Annotated in this window: 9 protein-coding genes; 3 read left to right on the top strand and 6 right to left on the bottom strand. The window is 74.1% G+C overall.

From position 1 onward, the window contains the following. Positions 1 to 30: 30 nt before the first annotated feature. The 3 genes from AXW62_RS30815 to AXW62_RS30805 form a co-directional block, all read right to left on the bottom strand. Positions 31 to 3975, bottom strand: a complete 3945-nt coding sequence (locus AXW62_RS30815; RefSeq protein ID WP_252368801.1) for an ATP-dependent DNA helicase — start codon at positions 3973 to 3975, stop codon at positions 31 to 33. Positions 3976 to 4376: 401 nt separating this feature from the next. Beyond that, positions 4377 to 7595, bottom strand: a complete 3219-nt coding sequence (locus AXW62_RS30810) for an ATP-dependent helicase (RefSeq protein WP_079115883.1) — start codon at positions 7593 to 7595, stop codon at positions 4377 to 4379. Positions 7596 to 8270: 675 nt separating this feature from the next. Next, entirely contained in the window at positions 8271 to 8678 is a 408-nt protein-coding gene (locus tag AXW62_RS30805; protein ID WP_030822914.1) for an MGMT family protein, read from the bottom strand. A gap of 208 nt (positions 8679 to 8886) precedes the next feature. Between AXW62_RS30805 and AXW62_RS30800 the strand changes: the two genes are divergently transcribed. The 3 genes from AXW62_RS30800 (at position 8887) to AXW62_RS30790 (ending at position 15238) form a co-directional block, all read left to right on the top strand. Then, on the top strand, positions 8887 to 11742 hold the full coding sequence (locus tag AXW62_RS30800) for a flippase-like domain-containing protein (protein WP_060947395.1): 2856 nt from the start codon (positions 8887 to 8889) through the stop codon (positions 11740 to 11742). 303 nt (positions 11743 to 12045) lie between these two features. Beyond that, on the top strand, positions 12046 to 13554 hold the full coding sequence (locus AXW62_RS30795) for an alpha/beta hydrolase (RefSeq protein WP_060947394.1): 1509 nt from the start codon (positions 12046 to 12048) through the stop codon (positions 13552 to 13554). A gap of 79 nt (positions 13555 to 13633) precedes the next feature. Beyond that, a complete protein-coding gene (locus AXW62_RS30790; protein ID WP_060947393.1) occupies positions 13634 to 15238 on the top strand; it encodes an alpha/beta hydrolase in 1605 nt (534 codons plus the stop codon). Between the two features lie 79 nt (positions 15239 to 15317). Here AXW62_RS30790 and moeZ read toward each other — a convergent pair whose 3' ends face one another. From moeZ to AXW62_RS30775, 3 genes are all read right to left on the bottom strand, one after another. Further along, positions 15318 to 16496, bottom strand: a complete 1179-nt coding sequence (moeZ, locus tag AXW62_RS30785; protein WP_060947392.1) for an adenylyltransferase/sulfurtransferase MoeZ — start codon at positions 16494 to 16496, stop codon at positions 15318 to 15320. Positions 16497 to 16581: 85 nt separating this feature from the next. After that, entirely contained in the window at positions 16582 to 17346 is a 765-nt protein-coding gene (locus tag AXW62_RS30780; RefSeq protein ID WP_173669783.1) for a spherulation-specific family 4 protein, read from the bottom strand. Then, entirely contained in the window at positions 17334 to 18374 is a 1041-nt protein-coding gene (locus AXW62_RS30775) for an SDR family oxidoreductase (protein ID WP_060947391.1), read from the bottom strand. Before AXW62_RS30775 ends, AXW62_RS30780 begins: the two co-directional genes overlap by 13 nt. Positions 18375 to 18530: the final 156 nt, after the last annotated feature.

Below are 18530 nucleotides of genomic sequence, written 5' to 3'. Positions count from 1 at the left end.
ACGGAGCGAGGGCGGGGGCCTCCGAGGCGCTCATGTGCGCTCGCTCTCGGTTACGGTTGCGGCGTCGATACGGTCACTTCCGGTCGCGCCCGTGTTCCGGTCCTCCGGTTCGCCGCCCGTTCCGCCATTCGTTCCGCCCTCGGTTCTGCCGTCCGTCGCGCCGTCCGTTCCGCCGCTCGTTCCGCCCTCCCTTCCGCCGTCCGTCGCGTCGTCCGTTCCGCCGCCCGTCTCCCCGAGCAGGACGCGCTCGAGCCCGGCCCGGCCGGGCAGCCCGGCGGGGCGGACGACCTCGCCGCTGCGTACGTACACGAAGGCCGCCGTGACGGCCGACAGGGGCAGTCCGTGCTGTTCGGCCCAGGCGAGGCGGTAGACGGCCAGCTGGAGCGGGTCGGCGTTCTGTGAGCGGCCGGTCTTCCAGTCGACGATCTCGTAGCGCGGGCCGCCGTCGGGGCCCGCTCCGGGCTCGCGGTACACCGCGTCGATCCGGCCTCGGACGATGCGGCCCGCCAAGGTCAGCTGGACCGGCACCTCCACGCGGTACGGGGTGCGACGGGCGTACGGCGTACGCGCGAACGCCTCCTTGAGCGCGGCCAGCTCCCGCTCGTCGGCGATCTCCGGCTCGTCGTCCTCGCCGCCCGGCAACTCGTCCGGGCCGAGGAAGGGCAGCGGCAGCGCCTCGAAGCGCGACTCGACCCAGGCGTGGAAGCGGGTGCCGCGCCGCGCCGCGGGGCGCGGCGGCCGGGGCATGGGGCGGGCCAGCTCCCGTGCGAAGCCGTCCGGGTCGGCGGCGAGCCGCAGCAGCTGGGAGGCGGTGAGCGTGCCCGGCAGGGGCACCTCGTGCACGGTCTCGCGGGCGCGGCGCAGCTCACCGGCGAGCGCGTCGAGGTCTCGGTCCCAGGAGCCGACCAGCCGGGCCTCCTCGGGCGCCAGCCCGTCGTCGGCCGACCCTGGCGTGATGTCGGGCACACCGGGGTCCGGCGCGCAGTGCGGCCCGGTGGGGTGCGGGGCGTCGCCGTGAGGCGCGACGCCGTGAGGCGCGACGCCGTGAGGCGCGACGCCGTGAGGCGCGACGCCGTGAGGCGCGACGCCGTGAGGCGCGACGCCGTGAGGCGCGTCACCGTGAGGCGCGTCACCGTGAGGCGCGTCCTGGGGCGCGTCGGCCTGGTGCGCGGCCCCGTACGGGCCGCCGTCGTACGGGCCGCCGGGCGCGTCCTCCCCGTACGGGCCGCCGGGCGCGTCGCCGTACAGGCCCTCGTCCGGATACGGGTCCTCGTAAGGATCGTCCGGCGGCTCGGGCCACTCCGGGTCGTCCGGGTGCTCCGGCGGCTCCAGGTCGTCCGGGGGCTCCAGGCCCGCCGAGGGGCCCGGAGGCCCCGGATCCTCCGGGGGCGCCGGGAACGGGCCCCCAGCCGCCGAGGGAAGGCCCCCGGCGTGCGTGGTCGGCCCCTCCCCGGCCGTCTCGATGCGCGCCAGGTGGGCGAGCACCACATCGGCGGCGCGGCGGCGGCGGTCCAGGGCTGCCGGGTCGAGCGGAAGCGGCCAGGCACGGTCGGCCGCCGCCTCCCGCAGGGCCGGGTTCTCGGCGCCCTCCTGCGGCGGCTCCGCCCACGCCTCGACCTCGCCGTAACCGGCCTCGCAGTGCTCGCGCAGCGCCTCCAGGAAGGCGGACGGGCCGCGCGGCCGCTTCTGGGTGGGGCCCCACCAGTGGCCGGAGCCGAGCAGCAGCGAGCGCGGCCGGGTGAAGGTCACATAGCCCAGCCGCAGCTCCTCGGTCCGCTGATGGCCCTTCATGGCGTCCTTGAAGGCGGCGATCCCCTTGCTGTCCCAGGCGGTGACGTCCGGGAGGGTCCGCGCGTCCCCGCGCAGCTCGTGCGGCAGGACCTTCGCGTTCGCCGTCCAGGACTCGCGGGACTGCTCGCTCGGGAACTGCTTGGCGACCAGCCCCGGCACCGCCACCACGTCCCACTCCAGCCCCTTGGACTTGTGGGCGGTGAGCACCTTGACCGTGTTCTCGCCGCCGGGAAGGGCGTTGTCCAGCCCCTTCTCGTACTGGGCGGCGGTGCGCAGGAAGCCGAGGAAGCCCTGGAGGGTGGCCTCGCCCTCCACGGCCGCGCCGCCCTCCCGGCCCGCGAAGGCGGCGGCGACGTCCAGGAAGTTGCCGAGCGTCTCGCGGCGGCGGGCGGCCAGGGCGTGCGGTGAGGCGGACAGTTCGACCTCCAGGCCCGTGGTGGCCAGGACCCGGTGCAACACGTCCATCAGCGGATCGGCCAGCGAGCGGCGCAGTTCGCGGAGTTCGGCGGCGAACCGGGCGAACCGCACCCGTGCCTCGGCCGAGAAGGGCAGCCCGTCGTCCGGGCCGCCGCCCGCCTCCAGGAAGGTGTCCAGGGCGTCCGCGAGGGAGATCACCTCGGAGGGGTCGGTGCCCTCGACGGCCTCGGCGAGCCGTCGGTCCGGGTCCTCCCCGTCCGGGCCGCCGTGGGAGACCAGCGCGCGGGCGCGGCGGCCGAGCAGCGCGAGGTCGCGCGGGCCGATCCGCCAGCGCGGCCCGGTGAGCAGCCGGACCAGCGCGGCGTTGGCCCCCGGGTCCTGGAGCACCTCGCAGACGGCCACCAGATCGGCGACCTCCGGCAGGTGCAGCAGCCCCGACAGGCCCACCACCTCCACCGGAATGTCACGCTCCACCAAGGCGCCCTGGATCTGCGCGAAGTCACCGGCGGTACGGCACAGGACCGCGATCTCACCGGGCGGGGTGCCGGTGCGCACCAGATGGGCGATGGAGTCGGCGAGCCAGGTCAGCTCCTCGGCGTGGGTGGGCAGCAGTGCACAGCGCACCGTCCCGTCCCGCTCGGCGCCGGGCGCGGGGCGCAGTGCCTCGACGCCCTCGTGCATCGCGCGCAGCGGGGCGGCCAGCCCGTTGGCGAGGTCCAGGAGGCGGCCGCCGCTGCGCCGGTTCTCGCTGAGCGCGAAGCGCCGCGCCGGGCGGCCGTCGGCGTGCGGGAAGTGTTCGGGGAAGTCGTCCAGGTTGGCCACCGAGGCGCCGCGCCAGCCGTAGATGGCCTGGCAGGGGTCGCCGACGGCGGTGACGGGATGTCCGGTGCCGCCGCCGAAGAGACCGGACAGCAGCAGCCGCTGGGCGACGGAGGTGTCCTGGTACTCGTCGAGGAGGACGACCGCGTACTGCTCGCGCAGGATCCGGCCGACCTCCGGGTGGTCGAGGGCGAGGGCGGCCGAATGGGCGATCTGGTCGCCGAAGTCGAGCAGATCGCGCCGGCGCTTCTCCTCGCGGTACGCCTCGACCAGGCCCAGCAGCTCCTGGCGGGCGCGGGCGGCCTCGGGCACCTTGCGCAGCGCCTCGTTGCTGAGCCGGGCCCCCTCCAGCGTCCGCAGCAGCTCGGTGTCGTACGCCCGCAGCCGCCCCGCGGGGACCAGGTGCTCGGCGAGTTCGGCGTCGAGCGCGAGCAGATCGGTGACCAGGTCGGAGAAGGGGCGGGTGAGCGCCGGATACGGGCCGGGGGCGGCGCGCAGGACGCGGGCGGCGAGCTGGAAGCGGGTCGCGTCGGCGAGCAGCCGGGCGCTCGGCTCCAGGCCGATCCGCAGCCCGTGGTCCTTGAGCAGCTGTCCGGCGAAGGCGTGGTACGTGGAGATGGCGGGCTCGCCCGCGGCCTCCTCGGCGGCGCCCGGATCCGGGTCCGGGTCCACGATGCCCGCCGTGACGACGGCCTTGCGGACCCGCTCCGCCAGCTCTCCGGCGGCCTTGTTGGTGAAGGTGAGGCCGAGCACCCTGTCGGGCGCGACCTGTCCGGTGCCCACCAGCCAGACGACGCGGGCGGCCATCACCGTGGTCTTGCCGGAGCCTGCCCCGGCGACGATCACCTGCGGGGCGGGCGGTGCGGTGATGCACGCCACCTGCTCCGGGGTGAACGGGATCCCGAGGAGTTCCTTGAGCTCCTCCGGATCGGTGATGCGGGCTGACACTCCAGTGAGGCTATCGGTGCCCACCGACAGGCCCCGCCGCCCCCGCAGCCCGCACTGCCTCCGCCGTCCCCGCCATCCCCGCCACTCCCTCAGCCCGCACTGCCCCCGCCATCCCCGCCACTCCCGCCACTCCCGTCAACGGACGCCGCGGGCCCCCGGCCGGACGCCCCCCGGTCCCGGCCCGGAAGCACGCGGCCTCACCCGGACATCGCACGCCCCCGTCCGGGCGTCGCGCGGCCCCACTGGACCCTCGTCGTACGCCGTCCACCAGACGTCGTACGGCCCCGCTCGCGCGTCGTACGGCCTGGATCCGGCCCCGCGCGGCCTCACTCCCCTGCCTCGGGACGTCCGGAACATCCCGAACACCCCGAACATCCCGAACGTCCGGGACGTCGGCCCGCTCAGTCGACCACATGGCGGCCCTCCGGGCGGGCGCTGCACGCGCCGCGGAAGGCACAGCGCTCGCAGTGGTCGCCCGTGCTCGGGGTGAACCGCTCGTCCAGGACACGCCCGGCCGCGGTGGCGAGCAGCTCCCCCACCCAGTCCCCGTCCAGCGGCCCCTGGGCCTGGACCTTGGGGACACCGTCGCCGCCGTCCTTCTTGGCGGCGCCCTGCCGCAGCTGGACGAGCTCCGCGCCGCCCGGCTCCGGGCGGCGGCCGTCGAAGAGGTCGTCGACCGCGCCCTCGCGCACCGCCAGCTGATAGACCGCCAGTTGGGGGTGGCGCTCGACATCGCCGCGGGTCCCGGACTGCTTGCCGGTCTTGAAGTCGACGACGTAGGCGCGCCCCTCGCCGTCCGTCTCGACGCGGTCCATGCTGCCGCGGATGCGCACCTCATAGGCGTCGGCTGCGAGCGTGACGTCGAAGGAGTGCTCCGTGGCGACCGGGGTGCGGCCGCCGCGCTCCATCACATGCCAGTGCAGAAAGCGCTCCAGAGCCGCCCGTGCGTGCTCCTTCTCCTGCCGCGACTTCCAGGGGGCGTCGAAGGCCAGCGCGTCCCATACGGAGTCCAGGCGCTCCATGAGGACCGCCAGATCGGCCGGCGTACGGCCGGAGGCGACCTCGTCGGCCAGGACGTGCACGACGTTGCCGAAGCCCTGGGCGGCCGTCGAGGGGGCGTCCGCCTTCACCTCGCGGCCCAGGAACCACTGGAGCGAGCAGGTGTTGGCCAACTGGTCCAGCGCGCTGCCGGACAGCGCCACCGGCCGGCCCCGGTCGCGCAGCGGGACCTCGCTGTGCGTCGGCTCGTGCAGCCCCCACCAGCGGTGGGGGTGGGCGGCCGGGACCAGCGGCCGGCCCTCCTCGTCCCGCAGCGCCGCGAGCCGCGCCAGCCGGCGTGCGGCGGCGTCCCGCAGCTCCTCGGAGGCGTCCGGGTCGACGGTGGTGGCGCGCAGCTCGGCGACGAGCGCGGCGACGGACAGCGGACGGCGCGGCCGCTGGGTGACGTCGACGGGCGGGACACCCAGTTCTGCGAGGAAGCGGGAGGGCTGGTCCCCGTCCTCGGACGCGGCCTTGACGGCGGTGACCACCAGCCGCTCCTTGGCGCGGGTCGCCGCCACGTAGAACAGCCGCCGCTCCTCGGCCAGCAGCGCGCCCGGCGGCAGCGGCTCGGCCAGCCCGTCCCGGCCGATGCGGTCGGCCTCCAGGAGCGAGCCGCGCCGCCGCAGATCGGGCCACAGCCCCTCCTGCACCCCCGCGACGACCACCAGGGACCATTCGAGCCCCTTGGAGCGGTGGGCGGTCATCAGGCGGACCGCGTCGGGGCGGACCGTCCGGCGGGAGAGGGTGTCGGCGGCGATGTCCTGGGCGTCGATCTCCTCCAGGAAGTTCAGGGCGCCGCGGCCGCCGGTGCGCTCCTCGGCGCGGGCCGCGGTCTCGAACAGCGCGCACACCGCGTCCAGGTCGCGGTCCGCGTTCCGCGCGGCGGTGCCGCCGCGCCGCGCGGTCCGCTCCAGGCGGCCGGGCCAGGAGGTGCCGTCCCACAGCACCCACAGCGCCTCTTCGGCGGTGCCGCCCCTGACCAGCGACTCCCGGGCCGTGCGCAGCAGCTGCCCGAGCTGCTGGGCGCCGCGTGCGTACGCCGGGTCGTGGACGGCCAGCCGCTCCGGTTCGGCGAGCGCCTCGGCGAGCAGGACGTCGGAGGGGCGCGGCACCGCGCGTCCGGCGGACCGCTCCTCCTCGCGCAGCGCACGGCCCAGGCGGCGCAGGTCAGCGGCGTCCATACCGCCGAGCGGCGAGGTGAGCAGGGTCAGGGCGGTCTCGACGCCGAGGACGGCGGACAGCCCGCCGCTGTCCGGCAGCGCGGCCGTGGCGGCGGCCCGCAGCGCCGTCAGCAGAGGGGCGACGGCGGGTTCATGGCGCAACGGGATGTCATCGCCGTCCACCTCGACGGGGACTCCGGCCGAGGTGAGCGCACGGCGCACACCGGGGATCGAACGGCCCCCGGCACGCACCAGAACGGCCATCTCACGCCATGGCACCCCGTCCTCCAGGTGGGCACGGCGCAGGATGTCGGCCACGTTGTCGAGCTCGGCGCCCGCGCTGGGGTACGTGAAGACCTCGACACGGCCGCCGTCGCGGGCGGCCACGAGCTCCCGGTGGGCCCTTACGGCTCGCGCGGGCAGCCGGGTGAGCGGCATCCGGCCGGTGATCTGCCGGGTGGCCGCGAGCAGGGCGGCGCCCGAACGGCGGGAGACGGTGAGGACCTCCACGTCCGCGGGCCGGCCGTCCGCCCGCGGGAAGTCCTCGCGGAAGCGGAGGATGCCGCCCACGTCCGCGCCGCGGAAGGCGTAGATCGACTGATCGGGGTCGCCGAAGGCCAGCAGGGTCCGGCCACCGCCCGCGAGCGCCCGCAGCAGCCGGCCCTGGGCCACGTCGGTGTCCTGGTACTCGTCGACGAACACGGCGTCGTAACGCCCCGCCAGCTCGGCCGCGACCTCCGGCCGCCCGGCGAGCAGCACCGCGCGGTGCACCAGCTCCGCGTAGTCCAGCACCCCCTGGGCGTCCAGGACATCGAGGTACTCGGCGAGGAAGCCCGCCGCGGCGGCCCAGTCGGGACGCCCGGTGCGCCCGGCGAACTCCCCCAGCGCCCGTGGCCCCAGGCCCAGCTCCCGGCTGCGCGCGAGCACCGCGCGCACCTCGTCGGCGAAGCCCCGGGTGGTCAGGCAGGCGCGCAGGTCGTCGGGCCAGCGGACGGAGGCCCGGCCCTCGCGCCCCAGTTCGGCCTGACCGGCGAGCAGCTCCCTGACGACGACGTCCTGTTCCGGTCCGGAGAGCAGCCGCAGCGGATCGGCGAAGAGATCGGCGTCCTGGTGGGCGCGGACCAGGGCGTAGCAGTAGGAGTGGAAGGTCGTGGCCTGCGGAGCGCTCGCGCCGCCCAGGCGCGCGGCCATGCGGTCGCGCAGTGCGACGGCCGCCTTACGGCTGAAGGTGAGGACCAGGAGCCGCTCGGGATCCGCGCCCTCGCGCACCCGGCGGGCCACCGCCTCCACCAGTGTCGTCGTCTTGCCCGTGCCGGGCCCGGCGAGCACCAGCAGAGGACCGGTCCGATGCTCGACCACGGCGCGCTGCCGTGCGTCCAGCGCGGGAAGGTCCCCTGGCTCCGGCCGGTGACGGAGCAGGCGGTAGACGCCCGGGGACGGCTGCCGTGAGGACGGCTGCCGCGCCTGTCGCTGCCGCGGGAGGGACGAGGGGGAGGAGCTCACGTTGGATCGCCGGTCCTGGTGGGTTGGCTGGGTGCGGGACAGCCTCTCATGCGGCGCGGGGCGTCACCCGGATGGCTGTGGATACCGCCGGTACGGCCGAGGGCCCGCCGATTCCGGGTGGCCCCACGCCCCGCCGATTCCGGGTGGCTCCAGGCCCCCACCGATTCCGGGCGGCCCCGCGCCCCACCGCGCCCGTAAACGGCCACGCGCCCGCCGCACACCGGTACCCGCGCGGACCCGCCACGCCTGGAAACAGCCACGCGCCGACCGCACACCGGCACAGCCACACGCCCACCACGCCCCCGTCTGCGCGGCCACACGCCCGCCACGCCCCGTCGGTGCGAGCGCGACCACAGGCGCACAACCCCTAAACGGCCACACACCCACTCCACACCGGCCCCGTCGGCGCGGCCAGACACCCGGCGCGCCCCCGTCGGCACAGCCGCACGCCCACCACGCCCCCCGTCAGCACAGCCACACACCCGCCGCGCCCCCGTCAGCACAGCCACACGCCCACCACGCCCCCGCCGCGCCCCCGGCGGCGCGGCCACGTGCTTGCCCACCGCGCTACCGGCCGTCTTGCCCGACGCGCTACCGGCCGTGGTCCTGCCCGCCCCCGTCCCACCGCGCCCTGGCCATGTCGATCCGCGGCACATGGCCCTCGGCCGAGCGCGCCGCCTCGCGCAGCGGGGTGCCCTCCTCGCGGTAATGGCCGAGGGCACGCAGCTCATGGCCGGGCAGCAGCACACCGTCCGCGCGCACGACCCGCCACCACGGCACGGCGCCTCCGTAGAGCGCCATCACCCGCCCCACCTGGCGCGGCCCGCCCTCCTCCAGCCATTCGGCGACGTCCCCGTAGGTCATCACCCGGCCGGAGGGGATCAGCTCGGCCACCTCCAGCACCCGCTCCGCGTACTCGGGCAACTCATCGGCCCCGTCCCGGAGCCCGTCCTCGGCTCCCCGCTCCTTGCTGTTCCGCTCCTTGCTTTCCCGGCTCATCCGCCCCATCCTGCCGCACCCCGCCGACAGCCCCGCCGGCGCCTCGCGGGCGGTGGCCGAGGGCCCGTTCCGGGGCCGGACAGGGGTTCGATCACGCCTTGTGCGGGAATCCCTAACAGCGCGTACCATTCGGGGTCCACATCCCCGAAATGCACCCTGATGCCCCCCTCCGCAGCCCGGGCATGCCACCATCTTCCGGGCGGTGACTGTGATACGAGACCAAGAAGAGACGGCGAAGCAGCAGGGTGCGCAGCCTCCGGCGGAGGAGGCCCGCACCCCGGAGGCATTGCCGCGCTCCGAGACACCGTCCAACGGCCGCGCGGACGCTCCGGACCCCGGGGACCGGGAAGACGCCCCGGAGGCAGACGGCCGGGAAGACGCCCAGGACCCCCGAGGCCGCGCGGACGCTCCGGACCCGGGTGACCGCTGCGGACCCAACGATCCGGAGGGCCACGTGGACCGCGTCTCCGGGGACGAGCCGCTGCTGCCCGCCCGGGTCCACCGCCCCTCCGATCTGCTGCGGCTGCTTCTCGGGGCCCTCGGCATGGCCGTCGTACTGGCCATCGCCGCCTTCGCCCACGGCACCACCGCGGGCCTGGAGAAGGACATCGGGCACGGCGCCAACCAGGCGCCCCCGCTGCTGATCGACTTCGCGGGTCTCACGGCCGGCGTGGCCGTCCTCGTGCTCCCGGTGGCCTTCGCCTTCGAGCGGTTGGTCAAACGGGACGGGCTGCGGATCGCCGACGGCGTCCTGGCCGCGGTGCTGGCCCACGGCGTCTCCCTCAGCATGGACCTCTGGGTCGCCAGAGGCGCCCCCGGATCGATCCGCGAGGCGCTCACCCAGCCCGCGCCCGGCGGTACCTTCAGCGACCCCGTGCACGGCTACCTCGCCCCCGTGATCGCCTATATGACGGCCGTCGGCATGGCCCGGCGCCCGCGCTGGCGGGTGGCCATGTGGTGCGTGCTGCTGCTCGACGCCTTCGCGGTGCTCGTGGGCGGTTACACCACACCGTTCTCGATCATCCTTACGGTGCTCATCGGCTGGACGGTGGCCTATGGCACGCTCTACGCCGTCGGCTCCCCCAATGTGCGCCCCACCGGCCAGCACCTGCTCGCCGGGCTGCGCCGCGTCGGTTTCAAGCCGGTCAGCGCGATGCGCGCCGAGGAGCCCGAGGACGAACACGGCCACCACGGCGACCGGGGCCGCCGCTATCTGGTCACCCTGGAGGACGGCCCGCCCCTGGACGTCACCGTGGTCGACCGGGAACAGCAGGCCCAGGGGTTCTTCTACGGCGTCTGGCAGCGGCTGACCCTGCGCACGATCACCCCGTCCCGCAGCCTCCAGTCGCTGCGCCAGGCCCTGGAGCAGGAGGCGCTGCTCGCCTACGCGGCCATCGCGGCGGGGGCCAACGCGCCCAAGCTGATCGCCACCTCCGAGCTGGGTCCGGACGCCGTGATGCTCGTCTACGAGCACGTCGGCGGCCGGCCGCTGCACGCCCTGCCGGACGAGGCGATCACCGACGAGCTGCTGGCGGGGGCCTGGCACCAGGTGCAGGCCCTCCAGTCGCGGCGCATCGCCCACCGGCGGCTGGACAGCGACGCCCTGCTGGTGGACCGCAACGGCACGGTCATCCTGACCGATCTGCGCGGCGGTGAGATCGCGGCCGGTGACGTGGTACTGCGGATGGACATCGCCCAGCTGCTCGCCACCCTGGGGCTGCGGGTGGGCGCCGAGCGCTCCGTGGCCGCCGCGGTGGAGGTCCTCGGGCCGGACGCGGTCGCCGACAGCCTTCCGCTGCTGCAACCGCTGGCGCTCGGCCGGGGCACCCGCGCGACCCTGCGCCAGCTCGCCCGCGAGCGCGCCCAGCGCCAGCGGGAGGCCGTCCTGGAGGCGTCCCGCACCGCCAAGGAGGCCACCAAGGAGGCCCGGGAGGCCGAGGCGAAGGAATCCCTGGAGGCCGGGGCCGGGCCCGTGGAGGCGGCCACCAGCGACCGCAAGATTGCCAAGGCCGAGAAGCAGGCGGAGAAGCGCGCCATCGAGGAGGCCCTGGAGGACGTCCGCGAGGAGGACCTGCTCTCCCAGATCCGGCAGCAGGTGCTGCTGGTGAGGCCGCAGGCGCCGATAGAGCCGGTAAGGCTGGAGCGCATCAAACCGCGCACCCTGGTGAGCTTCTGCGCGGGCGCCTTCGCCGCGTACTTCCTGCTGTCCCAGTTCACCCATCTCAAGCTGGGCGCCCTGGTCGGCGAGGCCAATTGGATCTGGGTCGTCTTCGCCCTCCTGTTCTCCGCGCTCACCTATGTGGCCGCGGCGCTGAGCCTGCTCGGCTTCGTCCCGGAGAAGGTGCCCTTCGGGCGGACGGTGCTGGCACAGGTCGCCGCCTCGTTCGTGAAGCTGGTGGCCCCCGCGGCGGTCGGCGGGGTCGCCCTCAACACCCGCTTCCTCCAGCGCGCGAAGGTGCGGCCGGGGCTCGCGGTGGCCAGTGTGGGCGCATCCCAGCTGTTCGGGCTCGCCAGCCATATCGTGCTGCTGCTGACCTTCGGCTACATCACCGGCACCGAGCGCACCCCGGCGCTCTCACCGTCCCGCACCGTGATCGCCGGGCTGCTGACGGCCGCCGTCCTGGCCCTGGTGGTGACCGCCGTTCCCGTCCTGCGCAAGTTCGTCGCCACCCGGGTGCGGTCGCTGTTCGCGGGCGTCGTGCCGCGCATGCTGGACGTGTTGCAGCGGCCCAAGAAGCTGCTCGCCGGCATCGGCGGCACCCTGCTGCTGACCGCGGCGAACGTGATGTGTCTCGACTCCTCGATCCGCGCCTTCGGCGGTGAGCTGAGCTACGCGAGCATCGCCGTCGTCTTCCTCGCGGGCAACGCCCTGGGGTCGGCGGCGCCCACCCCCGGCGGTGTGGGCGCGGTCGAGGCCGCCCTGATCGCGGGTCTGACCTTCGCCGGACTGCCCTATGAGACCGCCGCGCCCGCGGTGCTCCTGTTCCGGCTGATGGTCTTCTGGCTGCCGGTGCTGCCCGGCTGGGTGGCCTTCACCCACCTCACCCGCAAAGAGGCGTTGTAGCCCCGAGACGCACCGTAGCCCTCCAGACGCGCCGTAGCCCCCAAGCGGAGCTGTAACCCCAGAAGGCGCGTACCCCCGAAGGTGCGCCGGAGGGCCCCGGAGGCGCCTCCAGGGCCCTCCGGCGGGCAGCGAGGCGCGCTGGGGCCCCTCCGGCGCGCTGGGAGCCCTCCGGCGGGCACACCCGCCCCCGCCGCGGCACACCCGCCCCGCCCCGCCCACTCACCCGTACGCCCCCGCTGTGCGCGCGTGGGGCGCCCGCGGCGCTCAGGATGGCGGTACGCCGCCACCCACGGGAGAGCCGCCGTGTCCCGACCTCTGCGCATCGGTGCGCTGTCCGCCGCCGCCCTGCTGCCGGTCGTCCTGGCCGCCGGATGCGGTGGCGGCGGGCGGCCGGACACCTCTGCCCATCAGAAGCTCGACTGGTCCCCCTGCCCCGCCCCGTCCGCGAGCCAGGACGCGGCCGCCACCAAGGCGCCGGGCAAGGACTGGGAGTGCGCGACGCTCCATGTGCCGCTGGACTACGCCAAGCCCCGCGGCCGGACCATCGGCATCGCCCTGATCCGCGCCAAGGCCACCGGACCGGGCAAGCGCATCGGTTCCCTCATCTTCAACTTCGGCGGACCCGGCGGTTCCGGGGTGGCCACCCTCCCGGCCCTGGCGGGCAGCTACAAACACCTGCGCACCCGCTACGACCTGGTCAGCTTCGATCCCCGCGGGGTCGGCCGCAGCAGCGGGGTGCGCTGTCTGGCGGACCGGCAGCTCGACGCCTACTACGCCGCCGACTCCACCCCGGACGACAACGCCGAGGTCAAGAGCCTGATCCGCCGGGTCAAGGGCTTCGCCGCCGGGTGCGAGAAGAACTCCGGCGCCGTCCTGCGTTACGTCGGCACCACCAACGCCGCCCGTGACATGGACCTCATGCGGCGCGTCCTCGGCGACAAGAAGCTGTACTACTTCGGCGTCTCCTACGGCACCGAACTCGGCGGCGTCTACGCCCATCTGTACCCGAAGACGGTGGGGCGCGCCCTCTTCGACGGCGTCGTGGACCCCACCCAGACCCCCGAGCAGGGCGCGCTCGGCCAGGCCAAGGGGTTCCAGCTGGCCCTCGGCAACTACCTGAGGGCGTGCCCCAAGGGCGGCGTCCAGAGCTGTCCCACCCAGACCCGCATCCGCGCGCTGCTGAAGCGGCTCGACACCCGTCCGGTACGCGGCTACGGCGGCCGGAAGCTGACCGAGTCCCTGGCCGGCGGCGGCGTCGCGCAGTCCCTGTACTCCCGGGACTACTGGCAGTACCTCACCCAGGGGGTCGCGGCCGCCCAGCAGGGCGACGGCAGAATCCTGCTGGCCCTGGGCGACGCCATGAACGGGCGCGGCCCGGACGGCCGCTACAGCACCCTGCAGTCCGCGCTGGCCGCCATCACCTGCGCCGACTCCAAGGAGCGCTACACGGTCCGGGACATCGAGCGGAAGCTGCCCGCCTTCCGCAAGGCGTCGCCCGTCTTCGGCGACATGATGGCGTGGGGCCTCGCCCAGTGCACCGGCTGGCCGGTCCGGGGCGCCTGGACCACCCCCGACGTGAGCGCCAGGGGCGCCGCCCCGATCCTGGTGGTCGGCAACACCGGCGACCCGGCCACCCCGTACGCGGGAGCGGCACGGATGGCGAAGGAGCTGGGCCCCGGCGTGGGGATCCAGCTCACCTACAAGGGCGAGGGCCACGGGGCGTACGACAGCGGGAACGCCTGCGTCCGACAGACCGTCAACGCGTATCTCCTGGACGGCAGGGTGCCGAAGGAGGGCAAGGTCTGTACCTAGACCCGGCCAGGCCAACCGTGACGGTATTGAGAGGAAGCGGAGCGGATTCCGTCCCCGCCTCCTCCTAGGATCTCCGGATATGTCGAGTTCTTCACGCACCATACGGACCAGGGCGCTGGTCTCCGTGACCGCCGTGGTCGCCCTCGTCGCCGTCGCGGGCTGCGGCGGCGACGGGGAGACCGAGCAGGGCAAGGCGTCGTCCAAGCCCTCGGCGTCGGCCCCGGCCTCCCCTTCGGGCTCCGGGCTGCCGGGCTCGCTCACCGGTCAGAAGCTCGACTGGTCGACCTGCCCCGCCCCGTCCGTGCTCCAGGGAGCCGGTGAGGCGCCGGGAAGCGAGTGGCAGTGCGCCACGCTCAAGGCGCCGCTGGACTACGCCGACCCCAAGGGCGAGACGATCGATCTGGCCATGATCCGCGCCAAGGCCACCGGACCGGGCAAGCGCATCGGCTCCCTGCTGTTCAACTTCGGCGGACCCGGCGGTTCCGGTGTCTCCTCGCTCCCCGGTTTCGCCGACGACTACGCGAAACTGCGCTCACGCTATGACCTGGTGAGCTTCGATCCGCGCGGGGTCGGGGAGAGCGCCGGGGTGACGTGCCGGAGCGACGAGGAGATCGACGCCTCGGACGCCGTCGACGGCACTCCGGACGACAAGGCCGAGATCAAGGCCGCGCTGGCGGAGTCGGAGAAGTACATCAAGGGCTGCGAGAAACGTTCCGGCAAGGTGCTCCCCCATGTGGACACGGTAAGCGCCGCCCGTGACATGGATCTCATGCGGCAGGTGCTCGGCGACGACAAGCTGTCGTACTTCGGCATCTCGTACGGCACCGAGCTCGGCGGCGTCTACGCCCATCTGTATCCGAAGAGGGTGGGACGCGCGGTCCTGGACGCCGTGGTCGACCCCACCGAGGACCCCGAGCAGGGCGCGCTCGGCCAAGCCAAGGGGTTCCAGCTCGCGCTCGACAACTATCTGAAGGACTGTGCCGAGAAGGGCGCGGCCTGTCCGACCGGCGGCGACCCCGCGGCGGGCACCGACAAGATCGTCGCCCTTCTGAAGCAGCTCGACGCGAAACCGCTGCCCACCGAAAGCGGCCGGAAGCTCACCCAGGACGGGGCGCTGAGCGGTATCGCCGCCGCGCTCTACGACAAGGAGAGCTGGAAATACCTGACGCTCGGTCTCCAGGAGGCCACGCGGCTCGGCAAGGGCAATCTGCTGCTCGCGATGGCGGACTCGATGTCCGGCCGCGACGAGAACGGCCACTACAGCAACATCAGCGCCGCCAATGCCGCCATCAACTGCGTGGACGACCGGCAGCGCTACAGCGTGGCCGAGGTGAAGGCGCAGCTGCCGCGCTTCCGCAAGGCGTCACCGGTCTTCGGCGAATATCTGGCCTGGGGCCTGCTCGGGTGCACCGGCTGGCCGGTGGAGGGCACCACCGACACCCCGGACGTCCGGGCCGAGGGCTCGGCGCCGATCCTCGTGGTCGGCAACACCGGCGACCCGGCCACCCCCTACGAGGGGGCCCGGAAGATGGTCCAGGAGCTGGGCGAGGGCGTGGGCGTCGAGGTCACCTACAAGGGACAGGGCCACGGCGCGTACAACAGCGGCAACGCCTGCATGACCAGGACCGTGAACGACTATCTGCTGGACGGGAAGGTGCCCGCCGCGGGCACGACCTGCGGATAAGGCGCTCGGGGAACGCCAGGGGGCCGGATCGCCGTCGGCGCGGCGGTCCGGCCCCCGTGGGGCGCACTGCGTCAGCAGGTCAGTAGACCGGCTTGTCGGGCTCGATCTGGTTGACCCAGCCGATCACGCCGCCGCCCACGTGGACGGCGTCGGAGAAGCCCGCGGACTTCAGGACGGCCAGGACTTCCGCCGACCGGACACCCGTCTTGCAATGCAAGACGATCTTCTTGTCCTGCGGAAGGTCCTGGAGGGCGCCGCCCATGAGGAACTCGTTCTTCGGGATCAGCCGGGCGCCGGGGATCGAGACGATCTCGTACTCGTTCGGCTCGCGGACGTCGATGATGTCGATGTTCTCGCCGTCGTCGATCCACTCCTTGAGCTGCTTGGGAGTGATCGTCGAACCGGCCGCCGCCTCCTGGGCCTCCTCCGACACCACACCGCAGAACGCCTCGTAGTCGATCAGCTCGGTGACGGTCGGGTTCGGGCCGCAGACCGCGCAGTCCGGGTCCTTGCGCACCTTGACCTGGCGGTAGGTCATCTCCAGGGCGTCGTAGATCATCAGGCGGCCGACCAGCGGGTCGCCCGCGCCGGTGAGCACCTTGATGGCCTCGGTGACCTGGATCGAGCCGATGGAGGCGCACAGCACGCCCAGCACCCCGCCCTCGGCGCAGGACGGGACCATGCCGGGCGGCGGGGGCTCCGGGTACAGGCAGCGGTAGCAGGGGCCGTGCTCGGACCAGAAGACCGACGCCTGGCCGTCGAAGCGGTAGATCGAACCCCAGACGTACGGCTTGTTCAGCAGCACGCACGCGTCGTTGACCAGATAGCGGGTGGCGAAGTTGTCGGTGCCGTCCAGGATCAGGTCGTACTGGGAGAAGATCTCCATCACGTTGTCCGCCTCGAGGCGGCCCTCGTGCAGCACGACGTTGACGTACGGGTTGATGCCGAGGACCGAGTCGCGGGCGGACTCCGCCTTGGAGCGGCCGATGTCCGCCTGGCTGTGGATGATCTGGCGCTGCAGGTTGGACTCGTCGACCTCGTCGAACTCCACGATGCCGAGGGTGCCCACGCCGGCCGCGGCGAGGTACATGAGGGCGGGAGAGCCGAGGCCGCCCGCGCCCACACAGAGCACCTTGGCGTTCTTCAGCCGCTTCTGCCCGTCCATCCCGACATCGGGGATGATCAGATGGCGCGAGTACCTGCGGACCTCGTCGACGGTGAGCTCGGCAGCCGGCTCGACCAGCGGTGGCAGCGACACGGGGACTCCGTAAGGGGAGGGAGCAGACGGTTCACCCCCGCGTGAGCGGGGAGGTTTTCTTCTGGTAACACTGCCACGCCCTATCTCATTCCATGACACGTGGTCCGAGTCGCGAGACGATTTCGTCCCAGTAGCCGGGCAGGGCCTCCCAGGGCGACTCGGCGCGGATCCGCCGGTCCGGACGCGCCGTACGGTCGGTGAAGTAGATCGTGCCCGCGCCCTGCCAGCGGGCGATCCTCAGCGCCTCCTCCAGATGCCGGCGGGGGACCCCGTGCACCTGGTGACAGAACCGTTCGGGCGGATACCCCGCCGTCCACTCGGCCACCTGGGACCAGCGGTAGTCGGGCCACGAGCCGCGGAAGGTCACCAGCTGATCGGCGAGCTCCATATAGCCCTCGTACGGGTGGATGCCCTGGCCGAGCACCAGATAGGCCCCGCCCAGCACCGCGCGCAGGGTGGTCACCGTACGGCGGACCTCCGGCAGCCCCGGGCGGTCCACCGGGCAGCGGTCCAGACAGAAGCCGTCGACCTGGTACCACTCCAGGAAGTGGTTCGCGTCACTGATCAGCTCGCTAAACGGGCGGGTGCCGCACCGCAGGTCGAGGTGGCCCAGCACCCGCACGCCCCTGGCGCGCAGCCGGGCCGCCGCCGTGAGGCAGTGCGGATCCCGGCGCGAGCCGGGTCCGCCCGCGACATTGAGCACCGCCCAGTGCAGCGGCGCACCGGGGCGGGTCAGCTCGGCCCACTCGGTGGGCGCGACCAGGGGATGGGCGTAGCCGGGCACCCCGAAGCCCAGCCGGGCGGCGGCCGGGACGTGAGGCCGGGGGCCCGCCGGGCTCAGATGCGACACGCCGCCTCCATCCAGATGTCGGCGAGCGACTCCTCCAGCGGGATCCTGGCGCGCCAGCCGAGCCGGTCGCGGGCGGTGCGCACATCGGCCTGCTGCCAGCTGCCGCAGCCGTCCGGATAGGGGTAGGCGGTCGCGCCGCCGGGTCCGCCGTGTTCGCCCGGCGCCTGGGGGTGGTGGGCGGCCCCATGACCGTGGGCCGCGCCATGGGCGTGGGCGGGCGCCGGGACATGGCCGGCGGCGGACGGGACGTGATGCGGTCCGCCGCGCCCCGGCGGGCTGTCGATCTCGTGCAGGGCACCGCCGAAGCCGGCCACCCGGGCGAGCAGGGAAGCCGCCTCGCGGAGCCGCACGGCACGTCCGCTGCCGATGTTGACCACGCCCTGCGCGGCCGACAGCGAGGCCGCGTGGACCGCTCGCGCCACGTCCCGGACGTCCACGAAATCGCGCTGCACGCCGAGGCCGCTCAGCTTGAGCTCGCTCTCCCCGGACTGCATCGCGCGCCGCATGGCCTCCGCGAGCCTGCCCAGCGGCGAACCGGCCGGGGTGCCGGGCCCCACGGGTGAGAAGACCCGCAGCACCACCGCGTCCAGCCCGGAGCCCAGCACCAGCTCGGTCGCGGCGAGCTTGCTCACGCCGTACGGGCCGCCGGGGCGCGGCACGGCGTCCTCGGCGGTCGACGAACCGGGCTGCGAGGGCCCGTACTCGGCGGAGCAGCCGATCTGGACCAGCCGGGCACCGCACCCGCTGCGGCGCAGCGACTCGCAGACGGTCGCGACGGCGACGGTGTTGTGCCGGGTGAGCTCGCGCGCCCCGCCCCGGGTCGCCCCGGCGCAGTTGATCACGACGCCGGGGTGGACCGCGTTGAGGAAGCGGGTGAGCGCGCCGGGGCTGCCGCTGGAGAGGTCGAACCGGACATCGGCGTCGTCGCCGCGGCCGAGCGCGGTGAGCTGGACGGCGGGGTCGGCGAGCAGGTGCTCGGCCACGTAACGGCCGAGGAATCCGCCGGATCCGAGCAGCAGGACTCTCATCGCTCGTGCCTCCCCGTGCCCGCGCGCTGATCGGTCATCTCGCAGCTCATGTGGTCGCTCCTCGGACTCGGATGGGGTAAGGACGGGGTGGCGGGGGGTGACGGATTCGGTGGGCGCCTTACGGGGCGCGGTTCGGGGCGGTGCGGGCAGTGGGGG

This window comes from Streptomyces hygroscopicus subsp. hygroscopicus, from assembly GCF_001553455.1.
GTDB classification, from domain to species: domain Bacteria; phylum Actinomycetota; class Actinomycetes; order Streptomycetales; family Streptomycetaceae; genus Streptomyces; species Streptomyces hygroscopicus.
Note: the sequence above shows the minus strand (reverse complement) of the source record. Positions and strands in the feature narration are given on the sequence as shown.